General features: G+C 39.7%; 15 protein-coding genes, 1 riboswitch and 1 other annotated feature. All 15 genes read left to right on the top strand.

Annotation, left to right across the window (positions count from 1 at the left end; translation table 11 throughout):
- The first annotated feature begins 6 nt into the window (after positions 1 to 6).
- Positions 7 to 771, top strand: coding sequence for a 4-hydroxy-tetrahydrodipicolinate reductase (gene dapB / locus OZX68_03970; GenBank protein WEV60092.1), 765 nt, complete (start codon positions 7 to 9; stop codon positions 769 to 771).
- The gene (locus tag OZX68_03965) at positions 768 to 1991 is read left to right on the top strand and encodes a CCA tRNA nucleotidyltransferase (GenBank protein WEV60091.1); all 1224 of its coding nucleotides are present in this window, start codon (positions 768 to 770) and stop codon (positions 1989 to 1991) included. Before dapB ends, OZX68_03965 begins: the two co-directional genes overlap by 4 nt.
- Positions 1984 to 3858 carry an ABC-F family ATP-binding cassette domain-containing protein gene (locus tag OZX68_03960; GenBank protein ID WEV60090.1) on the top strand — a complete coding sequence of 625 codons (1875 nt, stop codon included), beginning with the start codon at positions 1984 to 1986 and terminating at the stop codon, positions 3856 to 3858. Before OZX68_03965 ends, OZX68_03960 begins: the two co-directional genes overlap by 8 nt.
- A gap of 42 nt (positions 3859 to 3900) precedes the next feature.
- The gene (locus tag OZX68_03955) at positions 3901 to 4737 is read left to right on the top strand and encodes a thymidylate synthase (GenBank protein WEV60089.1); all 837 of its coding nucleotides are present in this window, start codon (positions 3901 to 3903) and stop codon (positions 4735 to 4737) included.
- A 44-nt stretch (positions 4738 to 4781) separates the two neighbouring features.
- A complete protein-coding gene (locus OZX68_03950; GenBank protein WEV60088.1) occupies positions 4782 to 5090 on the top strand; it encodes a hypothetical protein in 309 nt (102 codons plus the stop codon).
- Between the two features lie 73 nt (positions 5091 to 5163).
- Positions 5164 to 5667 (top strand): dihydrofolate reductase, encoded by a 504-nt coding sequence (locus tag OZX68_03945; protein WEV60087.1) that lies wholly within the window; start codon positions 5164 to 5166, stop codon positions 5665 to 5667.
- A gap of 33 nt (positions 5668 to 5700) precedes the next feature.
- Positions 5701 to 6936 (top strand): ATP-dependent Clp protease ATP-binding subunit ClpX, encoded by a 1236-nt coding sequence (clpX, locus tag OZX68_03940; GenBank protein ID WEV60086.1) that lies wholly within the window; start codon positions 5701 to 5703, stop codon positions 6934 to 6936.
- Positions 6937 to 6994: 58 nt separating this feature from the next.
- Positions 6995 to 7585 (top strand): ribosome biogenesis GTP-binding protein YihA/YsxC, encoded by a 591-nt coding sequence (gene yihA / locus OZX68_03935; GenBank protein WEV60085.1) that lies wholly within the window; start codon positions 6995 to 6997, stop codon positions 7583 to 7585.
- A 49-nt stretch (positions 7586 to 7634) separates the two neighbouring features.
- Positions 7635 to 8276, top strand: coding sequence for a hypothetical protein (locus OZX68_03930; protein WEV60084.1), 642 nt, complete (start codon positions 7635 to 7637; stop codon positions 8274 to 8276).
- 128 nt (positions 8277 to 8404) lie between these two features.
- Complete coding sequence (locus OZX68_03925) at positions 8405 to 9589, top strand: SH3 domain-containing protein (GenBank protein WEV60083.1); 1185 nt, start codon at positions 8405 to 8407, stop codon at positions 9587 to 9589.
- Between the two features lie 161 nt (positions 9590 to 9750).
- Positions 9751 to 10659: a hypothetical protein gene (locus OZX68_03920; protein WEV60082.1), complete on the top strand. Its 909-nt coding sequence runs from the start codon at positions 9751 to 9753 to the stop codon at positions 10657 to 10659.
- A 55-nt stretch (positions 10660 to 10714) separates the two neighbouring features.
- Positions 10715 to 10844 (top strand) — a sequence feature (ribosomal protein L20 leader region).
- Positions 10845 to 10894: 50 nt separating this feature from the next.
- Positions 10895 to 11395: a translation initiation factor IF-3 gene (infC, locus tag OZX68_03915; GenBank protein ID WEV60081.1), complete on the top strand. Its 501-nt coding sequence runs from the start codon at positions 10895 to 10897 to the stop codon at positions 11393 to 11395.
- A gap of 18 nt (positions 11396 to 11413) precedes the next feature.
- Entirely contained in the window at positions 11414 to 11614 is a 201-nt protein-coding gene (gene rpmI / locus OZX68_03910; GenBank protein WEV60080.1) for a 50S ribosomal protein L35, read from the top strand.
- A 55-nt stretch (positions 11615 to 11669) separates the two neighbouring features.
- On the top strand, positions 11670 to 12029 hold the full coding sequence (rplT, locus tag OZX68_03905; protein ID WEV60079.1) for a 50S ribosomal protein L20: 360 nt from the start codon (positions 11670 to 11672) through the stop codon (positions 12027 to 12029).
- Between the two features lie 111 nt (positions 12030 to 12140).
- Positions 12141 to 12261: riboswitch (FMN riboswitch) on the top strand.
- A 60-nt stretch (positions 12262 to 12321) separates the two neighbouring features.
- Positions 12322 to 12894, top strand: coding sequence for an ECF transporter S component (locus tag OZX68_03900; protein WEV60078.1), 573 nt, complete (start codon positions 12322 to 12324; stop codon positions 12892 to 12894).
- Positions 12895 to 13106: the final 212 nt, after the last annotated feature.

The following is a 13106-nucleotide window of genomic DNA, read 5'->3' as shown; positions in this document are numbered from 1 at the left end:
GTTTTTATGATTAAAGTAATTATCGCAGGTTACAAGGGAAAAATGGGATCAACTGCTGTTAACATGGTTAAGGCTGATCCAGAACTTGAGCTGGCTGCCTTCGTTGATCCCTTTGCGGAAGAAAGTGATGTAGATGGTGTGCCCGTTTTTACCAAGAAGGAAGATTTGATTGGCTTTGACGCAGATGTTTGGGTTGATTTTACAACGCCAAAGGTTGTTTTTGACAATACAAAATTTGCCATTGAACAAGGTTTTTCACCGGTTGTTGGAACCACTGGATTTTCTGAGGAAGACATTAAATTCTTAAAGGATTTATCCCTTGAGAAAAAAGTTGGTGGTTTAATTGCACCTAACTTTGCGGTTGGGGCCATTCTAATGATGGAATTTGCTGCCAAGGCTTCAAAATACTTCCCAGATCTTGAGATAATTGAACTCCACCATGATAAAAAAATGGATGCTCCAAGTGGTACAGCCATTAAAACAGCTGAATTGATTGAAGAAAATCGTAAGTTTAAAAAACAGGGAGCAGTTGGAGAAGAAGAAAGCTTGCCTGGTGCCCGCGGGGCTGAATATTCAGGCTTTAGGATTCACAGCGTGCGACTTCCAGGTCTTATTGCCCATCAGGAGGTAATTTTTGGTGCCCCTGGTGAGGGCTTGACTATTCGCCATGACTCTTACGACCGCCAGTCATTTATGGGTGGAGTCAAGCTTGGGATTAAAAAAGTAACAGAATTAGATCAGTTAGTATATGGGTTGGAACATTTATTATGAGATTAGAAAATATGCCTGTTGAATTTCAGCAGGCTTTACCTATAATTGATAGGCTAAAATCTTCAGGCTATGAGGCCTATTTTGTAGGTGGAAGTGTGCGTGATGTCCTCCTTAAGAGAGCCATTCATGATGTTGACATAGCGACTAGTGCCTATCCAGAAGAAGTTAAGCAGATTTTTGAAAAAACGGTCGATATTGGGATTGAGCATGGGACCGTTCTTGTCTTGGCTGAAGAAGGCCAGTATGAGATTACGACCTTTAGGACAGAAGATGTCTATGTCGACTACAGGCGTCCAAGTGGGGTGACCTTTGTCCGTAATTTGGATGAGGACCTTTTGAGGCGGGATTTTACAATCAATGCCTTTGCCCTGGCTGAGGACGGGGTGATTATTGACCGTTTTTCAGGCCTTATGGACCTTGAAAATAAGTTAATCAGAGCAGTCGGTGTAGCTGATGAGCGTTTTAATGAGGATGCCCTAAGAATTATGAGGGCCCTGCGTTTTACGGCAAGTCTTGATTTTGACATTGAAGAGCAGACTTTTTCAGCCATGAAGACCCATGCACCCCTTCTTGAGAAAATATCAATTGAAAGAAGTTTTATTGAGCTTGATAAGCTTTTAATGGCCAATTTCTGGCGGAAGGGACTAACCAACTTCCTTGAATCAGGAGTGATTAACTACCTGCCAGGACTAGCTAACAGCCAAAGAGATTTGGAACAGATTCTTGTGCGAATTACTGATGAAGCCTTTCTTTTCTCAGAATCTGAACAAGTCTGGGCTTACCTGCTTTTAAACCTTCAAGTAGATGACTGCAAATGTTTCCTGAAGAAGTGGAATGTGTCAAATGACTTTATCAAAAGAGTTACTGATATTTGTAAGGCCTATAAAGTTGGTAAATTAAGGCCTTGGACTAGGCGAGACCTTTACCAGCTGGGATATGATTCCCTAAAATTAGCAGAAGACCTCTTTTTGGCAGAAGGAGAGCAGGTCAATCAGACCCTCTTAAATGATCTGGCTGAGGGTCTTCCAATAAAGTCAAAGGCCGAGCTTGATATTAATGGCCAGATTTTGATGAAGAATTTTGACCGCAAACCTGGAGTTTGGATTGGTCAATTAATTAGTAAGATTGAGGAGCTTGTGGTGGATGGCAATTTAGAAAATAAGCAAGCCATTATTTTAGCCTACCTCAAAGAAGAAATGAAAGAAGATATATATGAGTGACTTTCGTGTTGAAGCCCTGACCAAATCAGTCGGTGATAAGACGGTCTTTTCAGACCTCTCTTTTATCATCCATGATGATGATAAAATTGGACTTATCGGAGTCAATGGGACCGGTAAAACAACCCTCTTAAATGTGATTTCAGGTCATTCGGGATTTGATGGGGATAAAAATCCTTTTCTCCATCCCCATGATTACAAGATAACCTACCTGACCCAGGAGCCTGATTTCAAGGAAGATGATACCATTCTTGATGCAATCCTTGATGAGACGCTTCCCCAGATGGCTATTATCAAGGGCTATGAAAAGGCCCTCGAGCGTCTGACAGAAGATCCCATGAATGAGGACCTGCAAGGTCAGCTATCTAAAAGGGAGGAAGAGGTCTCTTCAAACAATGCTTGGAGCATTGAGCAGGAGGTCAAAACCGTCCTTTCAAAGTTAGACATAACAGATACCTCTAAGAAAATTTCAAGCCTTTCAGGGGGACAAAAAAGAAGGGTTCAATTGGCTCAGGCTTTGGTCAACCCAAGTGATTTATTATTGCTAGATGAGCCGACCAACCACCTGGATGTGGAAACCATTGCCTGGCTGCAAAATTACCTGACTAGTCTTAAAAGGGCAGTTCTTTTCATCACCCATGATCGTTATTTCCTAGATAATGTGGCCAACCGTATTTTTGAATTGGACCAAGGTGGTGTCATTGAGTATCAAGGAAACTACCAGGATTACTTAACTCAAAGGGCAGAACGAGAAGAAGCAGAGGCCAGCCAGCAGCACAAGAAGCGTCAGCTTTTCAAGCAGGAATTAAGCTGGATTAGAAAGAGTCCTCAAGCCCGAGCCACCAAGCAACAGGCTAGGATTGACCGCTTTGAAAGCCTAAAGGACAGCATGACCTCTGATAATTCAGAAAACCTGGAAATAAATCTTGCTACAAGTCGCCTGGGTAAGAAGGTGGTTAAGCTTGAAGATGCTAATTTTTCTTACCCTGACAAGAAGATTTTTTCTGATTTTGATCTTCTCTTACAGGCAGACAGCCGGATTGGAATCATTGGTGACAATGGGTCAGGAAAATCAACCCTTTTAAATATTATTAACGGCGATTTAGAGCTTGATTCAGGGCTTTTAGACATTGGTGAAACTGTAAAAATTGGCTATTTCTCCCAAAATATCAGGGGACTTGATGAGTCAAAACGGGTAATCAACTTCCTAGAAGAAGTAGCAGCGGCCTCAACCAATAAGACTGGTGAGATGACGTCTGTTGTCAACCTCCTTGAGCAGTTCCTCTTTCCTCGTTCAACCCACGGAACCCTTATCTCAAAACTTTCAGGTGGGGAGAAAAAACGCCTGTATCTTTTAAAAATTCTTTTGGAGCAGCCTAATGTTCTTCTTTTGGATGAGCCGACAAATGATTTAGATATCGCAACCTTAACCGTCCTTGAAGACTTTTTAGCAAGCTTTCCAGGAGCCGTTATTACAGTTAGCCATGACCGTTACTTCCTTGATAAGGTGGCCTCACAGCTATTAATTTTTGATTCGGGAACTATTAACAAGTACCACGGCAATTATTCGACTTACCTTTTGAGCAAGGTCGACAAACCTCTTGAAAAAATTGAAGAGGCTCCTCTTGAAAAAACAGCCAAGGTCAAGGAGAAAAAGGAGCGTCTTTCCTACTTTGAGCAAAAAGAATGGGCCACCATTGAAGATGAGATTATGACCCTTGAAGAACGAATTTCTGAGATTGAAACTGAGATGAATGAAAATGGTAGTGACTTTGGTAAACTCTCAATCCTGCAAAAGGAACTAGATGAGGCCAATGATACCCTGCTTGAAAAGTATGACCGCTATGAGTACCTAAGTGGCAAAGCTTAAAATAAATTAGATATAAGACAAGACATGACATAAGGAGGAAGCATGACCAAGGCGGATAAAATTTTTAAGGAAAATATTAAAAATATCCTTGATAATGGGGTTTGGAGCGAGCAGGCTCGTCCCCGCTATAAAAATGGGGAGACAGCCAACAGCAAGTATGTAACCAACCAATTTGCTGAATATGACCTATCAAAGGGCGAATTTCCAATCACAACCCTCCGTCCCATTCCCATTAAAACAGCCATCAAGGAGATTTTTTGGATCTACCAGGATCAATCAAATGACCTTGACCTCTTGAGGGACAAGTACAATGTTCACTACTGGGATGAGTGGGATATTGGGGATGGAACCATTGGAGTTCGCTACGGGGAGACCGTTAAAAGACACGGGATTATCACCAAGCTCTTAGAAGGTTTGGAAAAAAATCCTTGGAATCGCCGTAACATTATTAACATGTGGCAGTATGATGACTTTGAGGCCAGCCCAGGTCTAAATCCTTGTGCCTTTCAGTCCATGTATGATGTTCGTAAGCTTGGAGATGACATTTATTTAGATGCAAGTTTAATCCAAAGGTCAAGCGACATGCTAGTGTCCCATCACATTAACGCCATGCAGTATGTGGCCCTTCAAATGATGATTGCCTGCCACTTTGGTTGGAAGCTTGGAAAGTTCTGCTATTTTGTTAATAATTTACACATCTACAACAATCAATTTGAGCAGGCTGATACCCTCTTAAATCGTAAGGAAACTGACTGTAGCCCCCGTTTAATCCTTCATGCAGCTCCTGGAACCAACTTCTTTGACATTAAACCAGAAGATTTTGAACTAGTTGATTATGAGCCGGTTAAACCACAATTAAAATTCGATTTAGCCATCTAAGTTATTCTTGTAAGCTCTGTTTACTTACTTAAAGGAGATAAACCATGTTTGCAAATTCATATAGGAAATTTTTAAGTAAAATTTCTAGCAGTGCACAATCACAGGAGACACCTCTTTGGGTCAGAAAAATCCTCCTTTGGCTGATAGGTTTACCAAATATTTTCAAGGTCCTAATAGGTCTATGCATAGTAGTTGTGGCCCTTCTTGTGGCCTTTGTAGTTGTCTACATAAGCATCTTTACATCATTTTTGTTTATTGGAAGCCTTATAAGATTTCCTAAGGCAAATCTTATAATACTAGCAGTTATAGCCAGCCTTTTTGCCTTTTCCTATTATTTTAGGAGAAAAAAATAAGTCTTGCTATTGTTTTATGGCCTTAATTAATCATATAATAGACTTACTTGATAAATGAGATGGCAAAGGAGATATGATGATTATAGGAATTTTAGCTGAGGACAAGACTGGTCTAATCGGAAAGGATGGAAGCCTACCCTGGCATCTACCAGCTGAGTTGGCCCACTTTAAAAAAACAACTCTTGATGATGCCATCTTAATGGGACGGACAACATTTGAGGGGATGAATAAGCGGACTTTACCAAGGAGAACAACCTTGGTCCTTACCAGTGATTCAAATTATGATCCAGGGTCAGATGAGATTCTTGTTATGAACAGTAAAAGTCAGGTACTTGATTGGTACAAAAATCAAGATAAGACCCTCCATGTAATCGGAGGAGCTCAGGTTATTCAGCTGTTTGAAGGTGATATTGACCGCTTTTACAGGACCATTATTGACGCAGAGCTTGAAGGAGATACTTATTTTCCTAAAAACTTTGATTGGACGCAGTTTGAGCTTGTGAGTGAGGAAGCTTACAGGCGGGATGACAAAAATATGTATGATTTTGTCATTCAAGTTTTAGATAGAAAAAAATAATTAATAGCAAGCAAGTAATAGAAAGAGGTCTATATGACAAGTGATAAAAGCAGTATAAATTGCTCTTTTTGCGGAAAAAATCAAGATGAAGTTAAAAAAATTATAGCAGGAAGTGGCGTCTACATCTGTAATGAATGTGTTGATTTGTCAATGGAGATTCTTCAGGAAGAGATTCACGACGAGGCCATGGCTGATATTGATGTCAGCAAAAAACCTCGTGAAATCATGGAAGACTTAAATGAGTATGTAATCGGTCAGGAACGTGCCAAAAGAGCCCTTGCAGTTGCTGTTTACAACCATTTTAAACGAATCAACTTTAGTCAAAGTTCACTTGATAACTCAGTGGAGCTGCAAAAATCAAACATCCTCTTGATTGGGCCAACAGGGTCAGGAAAGACCTTCCTAGCCCAAACTTTGGCAAGGACCTTAAATGTTCCCTTTGCCATTGCTGATGCGACAAGTCTTACTGAGGCAGGTTATGTGGGAGAGGATGTTGAAAATATCCTCTTAAAGCTCCTTCAGGCCAGTGACTTTAATGTTGAGCGTGCAGAACATGGGATTATTTATGTCGATGAGATAGATAAGATTGCTAAAAAGTCAGAAAATGTTTCAATCACACGTGATGTATCAGGTGAAGGGGTCCAACAAGCCCTTCTTAAGATAATTGAGGGTACAGTTGCAAGTGTTCCCCCGCAAGGAGGGCGCAAGCATCCTAATCAGGAGATGATTCAGATTGATACCAAGAACATTCTCTTTATCGTGGGTGGTGCCTTTGACGGGATTGAAGATATTGTTAAATCTCGTCTGGGTGAAAAGATTATTGGATTTGGTTCTAACAATAAAAAGCTTGATGACGGTGCAAGCTACATGCAGGAGATTATCTCTGAAGACATCCAAAAATTTGGGCTTATCCCCGAATTTATCGGACGCCTTCCTGTAGTCGCAGCCCTTGATAAGTTGACAGAAGAAGATTTAATTCATATTTTAACCAAGCCTAAGAATGCCTTGGTTAGACAGTATAAGAAGCTGATGGAATTTGATGGAATTGAGCTTGACTTTGAAGATGGTGCCCTTGATGCCATTGCCAAAAAAGCCATTGAAAGAAAGACTGGAGCCCGTGGCCTTCGCTCAATTATTGAAGAAGTGATGATGGACCTTATGTATGAACTTCCAAGCATGGAAGGAGTTCGCGAGGTTATCATTACCAAAGATACAGTTGACGGTGAAGACGAGCCAATTTTAGTAAAAGAAGACGAAGCTTCTGAATAAGCTAGGGCACTTGTGTGCCCTTTCCGTCTTTTTATATAATTAGAGAGAAAATAAAAAAATGAATAAACATAATGCAGAAATTGTAATTAGTGCTGCTTCAAGCAAGCAATATCCTGAAACGGATATGCCTGAGATTGCCCTTGCTGGTCGCTCAAATGTCGGAAAATCAAGCTTTATTAATACCTTACTTAACCGTAAAAATTTAGCCCGTACTTCAGGAAAACCTGGAAAAACTCAACTTCTAAATTTTTATAATATCGATGATACCATTCATTTTGTTGACGTGCCAGGTTACGGCTATGCTAAGGTTAGTAAGTCTGAGCGTGCTAAATGGGGCAAGATGATTGAAGAGTACTTAACCACCCGTGATAATTTAAGGGCTGTTGTAAGTCTAGTTGATTTGCGTCATGAGCCATCTGTTGATGATGTACAGATGTATGAATTCCTAAAATACTACGGAATTCCAGTAATCTTGGTTGCAACCAAGGCAGATAAAATCCCTCGTGGTAAATGGAACAAGCATGAAGCTGTCATTAAAAAGGCCCTTCAATTTGACTCAACTGATGATTTTATCATCTTCTCGTCAGTCGATAAAACAGGTTATGATGAAGCTTGGGCTGCGATTGAATCCTTTGTAGATTCAAAATAGGCCCTAAAATTAATTATTTAATATCCTAAGGGATCAGGAGGAAGAGTTGATGGCAGGTAAAAGATTTAATTATTCTTATAAGGTCTTACTTATTTCATTTATGTACTACACGATTAGTGGTCTAGGTATGTCCATGTCCATCAAGGCAGATATTGGAGTCACCTGCTTTAATGCCTTGATTTTGTCTCTTTCTGATATTTTTTCCATGAAGGTTGGAAGTATGTCCATGCTTGCAAATATCAGTTTTTTAATCATGTGCTTTTTACTTGACCGAAAGAAAAATATCTATCAGTACTTGCTCATGCTCATAGCCCAGCTTTGTTTTGGATCAGTTGTTAATTTTTTCCTCTACAATCTTCTGGGTGGCTTTGTTTTGACCAATTATTTCTTAAAACTTGCTCTCTTCTTCGTGGGTCTTTTCGTTACTTGCTTTGGCGTGGGACGGGTTCTCTATTATAAGGCGCTCCAGTTTCCCATTGAGAATTTTTGTACGCTTTTAGAAAGAAGAAGTAAGCATTCAATGAAATTTTACAGGTATGGAATTGATGTGATAGGAGTGAGTGGGTCTTTAATCCTATCTTTTGCCTTCAGCCTTCCCATTTATATTAGGGAGGGGACAATCATCTCCCTCTTCCTTTTCTCCCATATCATGTCTTGGTCATACGGACTCAGGGGAGCCCTTGAAAAATAAGATTTCTTTAAACCTCTTTTAAAAATAAAGGAGGTTTTTTGTTAGCTTCTTACTTTGTTTTCGTATATGTAGATAGGCCATTTTTAGGATAGACTTAAAAATTGGTAAAAATTTATGGAGGATACTATTTGCAGATACTTAAGAAGAAATTTAGATTTAAGGGTTCAGTCCTATTAACTGGCTGCCTTGTTTTAGGCTTTTCAAGCCTTTGTGTAGGAGAGGTTGAGGCAGCTCCTGTTGGGGATGATTACCCCTCCTACTGGAAGTCTTATCCCGTTGGTTCACTAGTTGCAGATACTTATGGCATGTACGTTCGTCAGTGTACATCATTTGTTGCCCATCGCCTGGATAAGATTAATGGTTTTATGCTTCCAAGGGGTTATGGCAATGCCAACACCTGGGGCAATACGGCTCGTAGCCAGGGTTTTGTGGTTGATAACAAGCCGGCTGTGGGTTCTGTTGCCTGGTGGTCATCCATGCATGTGGCCTGGGTGGCTGAGGTAAGCGGGGATAGGGTTTTGATAGAGGAGTATAACTACGGCTACACGGGGAACTACAAGTCCCGCTGGATTAGTAAGCATGATGTCTCGGGTTTTATCCACTTCAAGGACCTCACAAATGCCATTGGCCCAACCAATCCAAGTCCTAGTCCTGATAACTCTCATAAGCTTGCTCCGAGCGGTCTTTATCGCTTTAAAACAAGCTCTCACGTTAGGGCTGAGCCAAGGCTTTCAAGCCCCTCTCTTGCCAGCTATTACCCAGGTGATACAGTTATCTACGACCAACTTACTCAGGCAGATGGCTACTTGTGGATTTCCTACATTGCAGGCAGCGGCAAAAGGAGGTATATTGCTGTCGAACAAGTGGATTCACAGTCCCAGGTTCCAGCAAATTCCCATCCAGTTCAAGGCCTAAATTATGTCTCCCACATATCAAATGTTGGCTGGAAGGACTGGGTGTCAGACGGAGGATTCTCTGGAACAGACGACTTCAGAAATATGGAAGCCTTGGCCCTTAGGGTTGAAAATTTTGGTCTGTCAGATTCAATTGAATATCGAGCCCACGTAGCAAATGTTGGCTGGCAGGGATTTGTAAAAGATGGCCAAATGGCTGGAACTACGGGTCAATCAAAGGCCATGGAGGCAGTTGAAATCAGACTTACAGGAGATTTAGCCAAAAATTATCATGTCATGTACCGAAGTTTTCTCAAGGACTCTGGTTGGCAGGAGTGGACAAGTAATGGTGGTCTGTCAGGAACAGTAGGCCAGTCCCGACCTATTTATAATTTTCAGGCCCGTTTAATCAAAAAGTAGCCTACAAGGCTTAATTAATTTATTTAGATTGACTTATAGGGCTTACTGGTGTAAGCTAGCTGAGGATTCTTTACCTATAATCCGTCTATCCTAGTATGTTACTAGTAAGATTATGAGGGTAAAATTAGTAAAAAATTCTTAGAAAAGGGAGAGCTTATATTATGAAAATCAGGCTTCTAATATCCTTATTAGTAAGCTTATTGCTTCCTTTACCAGCCAGCCTAGCCAGTAACTTGGCTGAAATACCTACATTCATAAGTATCTTAGTAAGTTTTCTAGTAGTCTATCTTATTTTACTACTCCTTAAATTTTTAAATCAGGCATTTATTCAGACAGTTTACCAGTATTTGGAAGGGCAGAAGTCCCTTACTAGGAGCCGGAAATTTAAGGGGACTTATATATCCTTGAGGTCTCAAAGGGAACTTGTCCAGCAATTCTATAGTCCCTATGATTATATTTTAGATCATCCTTATATTGTTGATAAAAGTGGTAGTCAGGGAGCTTTAATTTATTTGACCAAGAAGAAGCTGGCTAGTCATGCAAGTCAAAGGAAATTTACAAGGCTTCCTAATCCACCAGGCTGGGAAAAAATAGATAATAGCCGAGTTGGGCAGGTTTATCCCTATCACAGAACCCACTTACTTCCCTTTATTTTTAGTCAGAGCGAAGGACTTGACATGCCTTTTTTACTGATAACGGGCAGCTCTTATTTGAATCATGGTGACCTCCTAAGTCTTGATATTGTTACCAGTCACGATAAGAGGGAGCGTCATTCCATTCATAGGCGTGCTGAAAGTATTAGGATAAACAACAGGGAGCAGAAGCTTTTGGTTAATCGTCCAACTTTAGATGCTACTTTTGAGGGAAATTTAAGGTATTCCTTGGCTGATATTGAAGCCTTTGCCAGCGAATATATTAAAAAATCCAAGGGCCGACATGTTTTTTGTTATATGGTTGTTTGTAATTATGATAAGGACCCATTGATTCCAGCATCAGTAAATATTTTCTTCCAAAATGTTAGCCAGAAAAGGACTATCTTAAATATGGAGCTTGAAAATATTCACTTATAACCAAGTTAATTTTAAAAAGTAGTTGACAAATTGCTATAATTTGCTATACTTAAAAAGTTGAAAGCAGAAGCAGAAGCTTCTCGCCTAAGTGTGGATAATGCTGGGCTGAGATCAGGATTATCTTTACCCGTTAGGTAAAGAATAAAAGCGAGCTTTCAATTGAAGGCTCGCTTTTTCTTGCTTGAAACTAAATATTTAATTGGTAAGGAGAGATATCATAGCAAAAGATTTGTTTATGAACGGACAGATTCGTGCTCGCGAAGTTCGTTTAATTAGTGCAGATGGTGAACAACTTGGTATTGTTCAAACTTCAGACGCCTTGCGTCAAGCTGGAGATTTAGATTTGGACTTGGTATTAATTTCACCACAAGCTAAACCGCCTGTAGCGAAAATCATGGACTTCAGTAAGTTCAAATTTGAGCAAAAGAAAAAATTAAAAGAACAGAAGAAAAATCAAACAGTAGTTACTGTCAAAGAAGTTCGTTTAAGTCCAGTAATTGACAAAAATGACTTTGATACTAAATTACGTCAAGCTGAAAAATTCCTTGCAAAAGGAAATAAGGTTAAGGTTTCAATCCGCTTCAAGGGTCGTATGATTACCCACAAAGAAGTTGGACAGAAAGTTCTTGATGACTTTGCCCAAGCGACTAAAGAAATTGCAGTCGTTGAGCAACGTGCAAAAATGGATGGACGCTCAATGTTTATGCAACTAGCTCCATCAGCAGACAAAAAATAATTCGGAGGAATCATAAAAATGCCTAAACAAAAAACTCACCGCGGAAGCGCAAAACGTTTTAAACGTACTGGTAGTGGAGGACTAAAACGTTTCAGTGCTTACACTTCTCACCGTTTCCACGGAAAAACTAAAAAACAACGTCGTCACCTTCGTAAACCATCAATGGTAAGTTCTGGTGACTTCAAACGTATCAAAGCAATGCTTACACAAATGCGTTAATCAGAATTCATTTGTAAGAAACTTAATTAAAGAAATACTCGGAGGATATATATAAATGGCACGTGTTAAAGGTGGCGTTGTAAGCCGCAAACGTCGTAAACGTACTCTAAAACTTGCAAAAGGTTACTATGGATCAAAACACACATTGTTCCGTACTGCTAAAGAGCAAGTAATGAACTCATACAACTATGCATACCGCGATCGTCGTCAAAAGAAACGCGATTTCCGTAAACTTTGGATCGCTCGTATCAATGCAGCAGCCCGTATGAACGGACTTAGCTACTCTAAGATGATGCACGGTTTAAAACTTGCTGAAATCGAAGTTAACCGTAAAATGCTTGCTGACCTAGCTGTTAACGATGCAGCAGCTTTCACTTCTCTTGCAGAAGCAGCTAAAAAAGCTCTTGCAGCTTAAGCATTATTAGGTCAACAAAAACCTGCCTAGGGCAGGTTTTTTTGCATACTAATAGTTTCTATTTTGTTATCAATCTCTTTTGTGGTAGAATTACTTTGTCTAAATGTTTAGACATGTCTTCAGGGCGGGGGTCGTTTCCCCACTGGTGGTAAAGTCCATGAACCGAAATTTTCGGCCGAACTGGTAAAATTCCAGTACCAACTGTTAAAGTCAGGATGAAGAGGAGACAAGGAAAAATTTAATATCACTTTATTTTTTTGCAAGTCTTCTAAATAAAATTTAGGAGGAACCCATGAAAGATACCAAACGTCTGGCGTATATCGCCATTTTAAGTGCTGTTTCCACAGTTCTTATGATTTTCCCACAGTTTCCGATTATTCCAGGAGCTGATTTCTTAAAGGTTGAGTTTTCAATCATTCCGATTATGATTGGTTATTTTATCTTCGATTTAAAGACAGCCTATGTGATTATTCTTTTACGGTCACTGCTCAAGCTGCTCATTAATAATGAAGGTGTAAATACCATGATTGGACTTCCCATGAACATGCTTGCTGTAGGAGTTTTTGTAACAATTTTTGCCCTTATAGCTGGTAAGTCTTTTGGTGGACGTAAATTCATTCTGGGTGGGATTGGTGCAAGTCTTGTAATGACCCTTGCCATGGTTCTCATGAACTATTTTTATGCCATTCCCTTGTATGCCAAGTTTGCAGGTTTTGATATCAAACAATTTATCGGTGTAGGTAAGTATTTACTTGCCATGGTTGCACCTTTTAACCTTGTCCAAGGTCTTATATATACAGGGAGTCTTGCTCTTATTTTGGGTGTTGCCAAACAGCTTCCAATGATGGAGAAGGGTCTCAAATAAATAAAAAGCTAGAATTTTTGTCAATTCTAGCTTTTTATTGTAATGATTTTACATAGATTTTATATTGAGTTATAAGTTTACTTAAAATTTACTTAACATTTACTTATTCTTGAAAGTTTTTTTGTGTTTTTTTAGGAAAAATAACTGAATATTTAAAAGGATAGTGATATAATTGTCGAGTAAATACTTATATTTTATGAAAAACGTGTACT

Source organism: Streptococcaceae bacterium ESL0729 (genome assembly GCA_029391995.1).
Classification (GTDB): Bacteria; Bacillota; Bacilli; order Lactobacillales; family Streptococcaceae; genus Floricoccus.
Note: the sequence above shows the minus strand (reverse complement) of the source record. Positions and strands in the feature narration are given on the sequence as shown.

What these genes read in the sequence shown, in the direction of transcription:
- dapB (WEV60092.1), top strand. Translation starts at nt 7, where the DNA reads ATGATTAAAGTAATTATCGCAGGTTACAAGGGAAAAATGGGATCAACT.
- OZX68_03965 (WEV60091.1), top strand. Translation starts at nt 768, where the DNA reads ATGAGATTAGAAAATATGCCTGTTGAATTTCAGCAGGCTTTACCTATA.
- OZX68_03960 (WEV60090.1), top strand. Translation starts at nt 1,984, where the DNA reads ATGAGTGACTTTCGTGTTGAAGCCCTGACCAAATCAGTCGGTGATAAG.
- OZX68_03955 (WEV60089.1), top strand. Translation starts at nt 3,901, where the DNA reads ATGACCAAGGCGGATAAAATTTTTAAGGAAAATATTAAAAATATCCTT.
- OZX68_03950 (WEV60088.1), top strand. Translation starts at nt 4,782, where the DNA reads ATGTTTGCAAATTCATATAGGAAATTTTTAAGTAAAATTTCTAGCAGT.
- OZX68_03945 (WEV60087.1), top strand. Translation starts at nt 5,164, where the DNA reads ATGATGATTATAGGAATTTTAGCTGAGGACAAGACTGGTCTAATCGGA.
- clpX (WEV60086.1), top strand. Translation starts at nt 5,701, where the DNA reads ATGACAAGTGATAAAAGCAGTATAAATTGCTCTTTTTGCGGAAAAAAT.
- yihA (WEV60085.1), top strand. Translation starts at nt 6,995, where the DNA reads ATGAATAAACATAATGCAGAAATTGTAATTAGTGCTGCTTCAAGCAAG.
- OZX68_03930 (WEV60084.1), top strand. Translation starts at nt 7,635, where the DNA reads ATGGCAGGTAAAAGATTTAATTATTCTTATAAGGTCTTACTTATTTCA.
- OZX68_03920 (WEV60082.1), top strand. Translation starts at nt 9,751, where the DNA reads ATGAAAATCAGGCTTCTAATATCCTTATTAGTAAGCTTATTGCTTCCT.
- infC (WEV60081.1), top strand. Translation starts at nt 10,895, where the DNA reads ATGAACGGACAGATTCGTGCTCGCGAAGTTCGTTTAATTAGTGCAGAT.
- rpmI (WEV60080.1), top strand. Translation starts at nt 11,414, where the DNA reads ATGCCTAAACAAAAAACTCACCGCGGAAGCGCAAAACGTTTTAAACGT.
- rplT (WEV60079.1), top strand. Translation starts at nt 11,670, where the DNA reads ATGGCACGTGTTAAAGGTGGCGTTGTAAGCCGCAAACGTCGTAAACGT.
- OZX68_03900 (WEV60078.1), top strand. Translation starts at nt 12,322, where the DNA reads ATGAAAGATACCAAACGTCTGGCGTATATCGCCATTTTAAGTGCTGTT.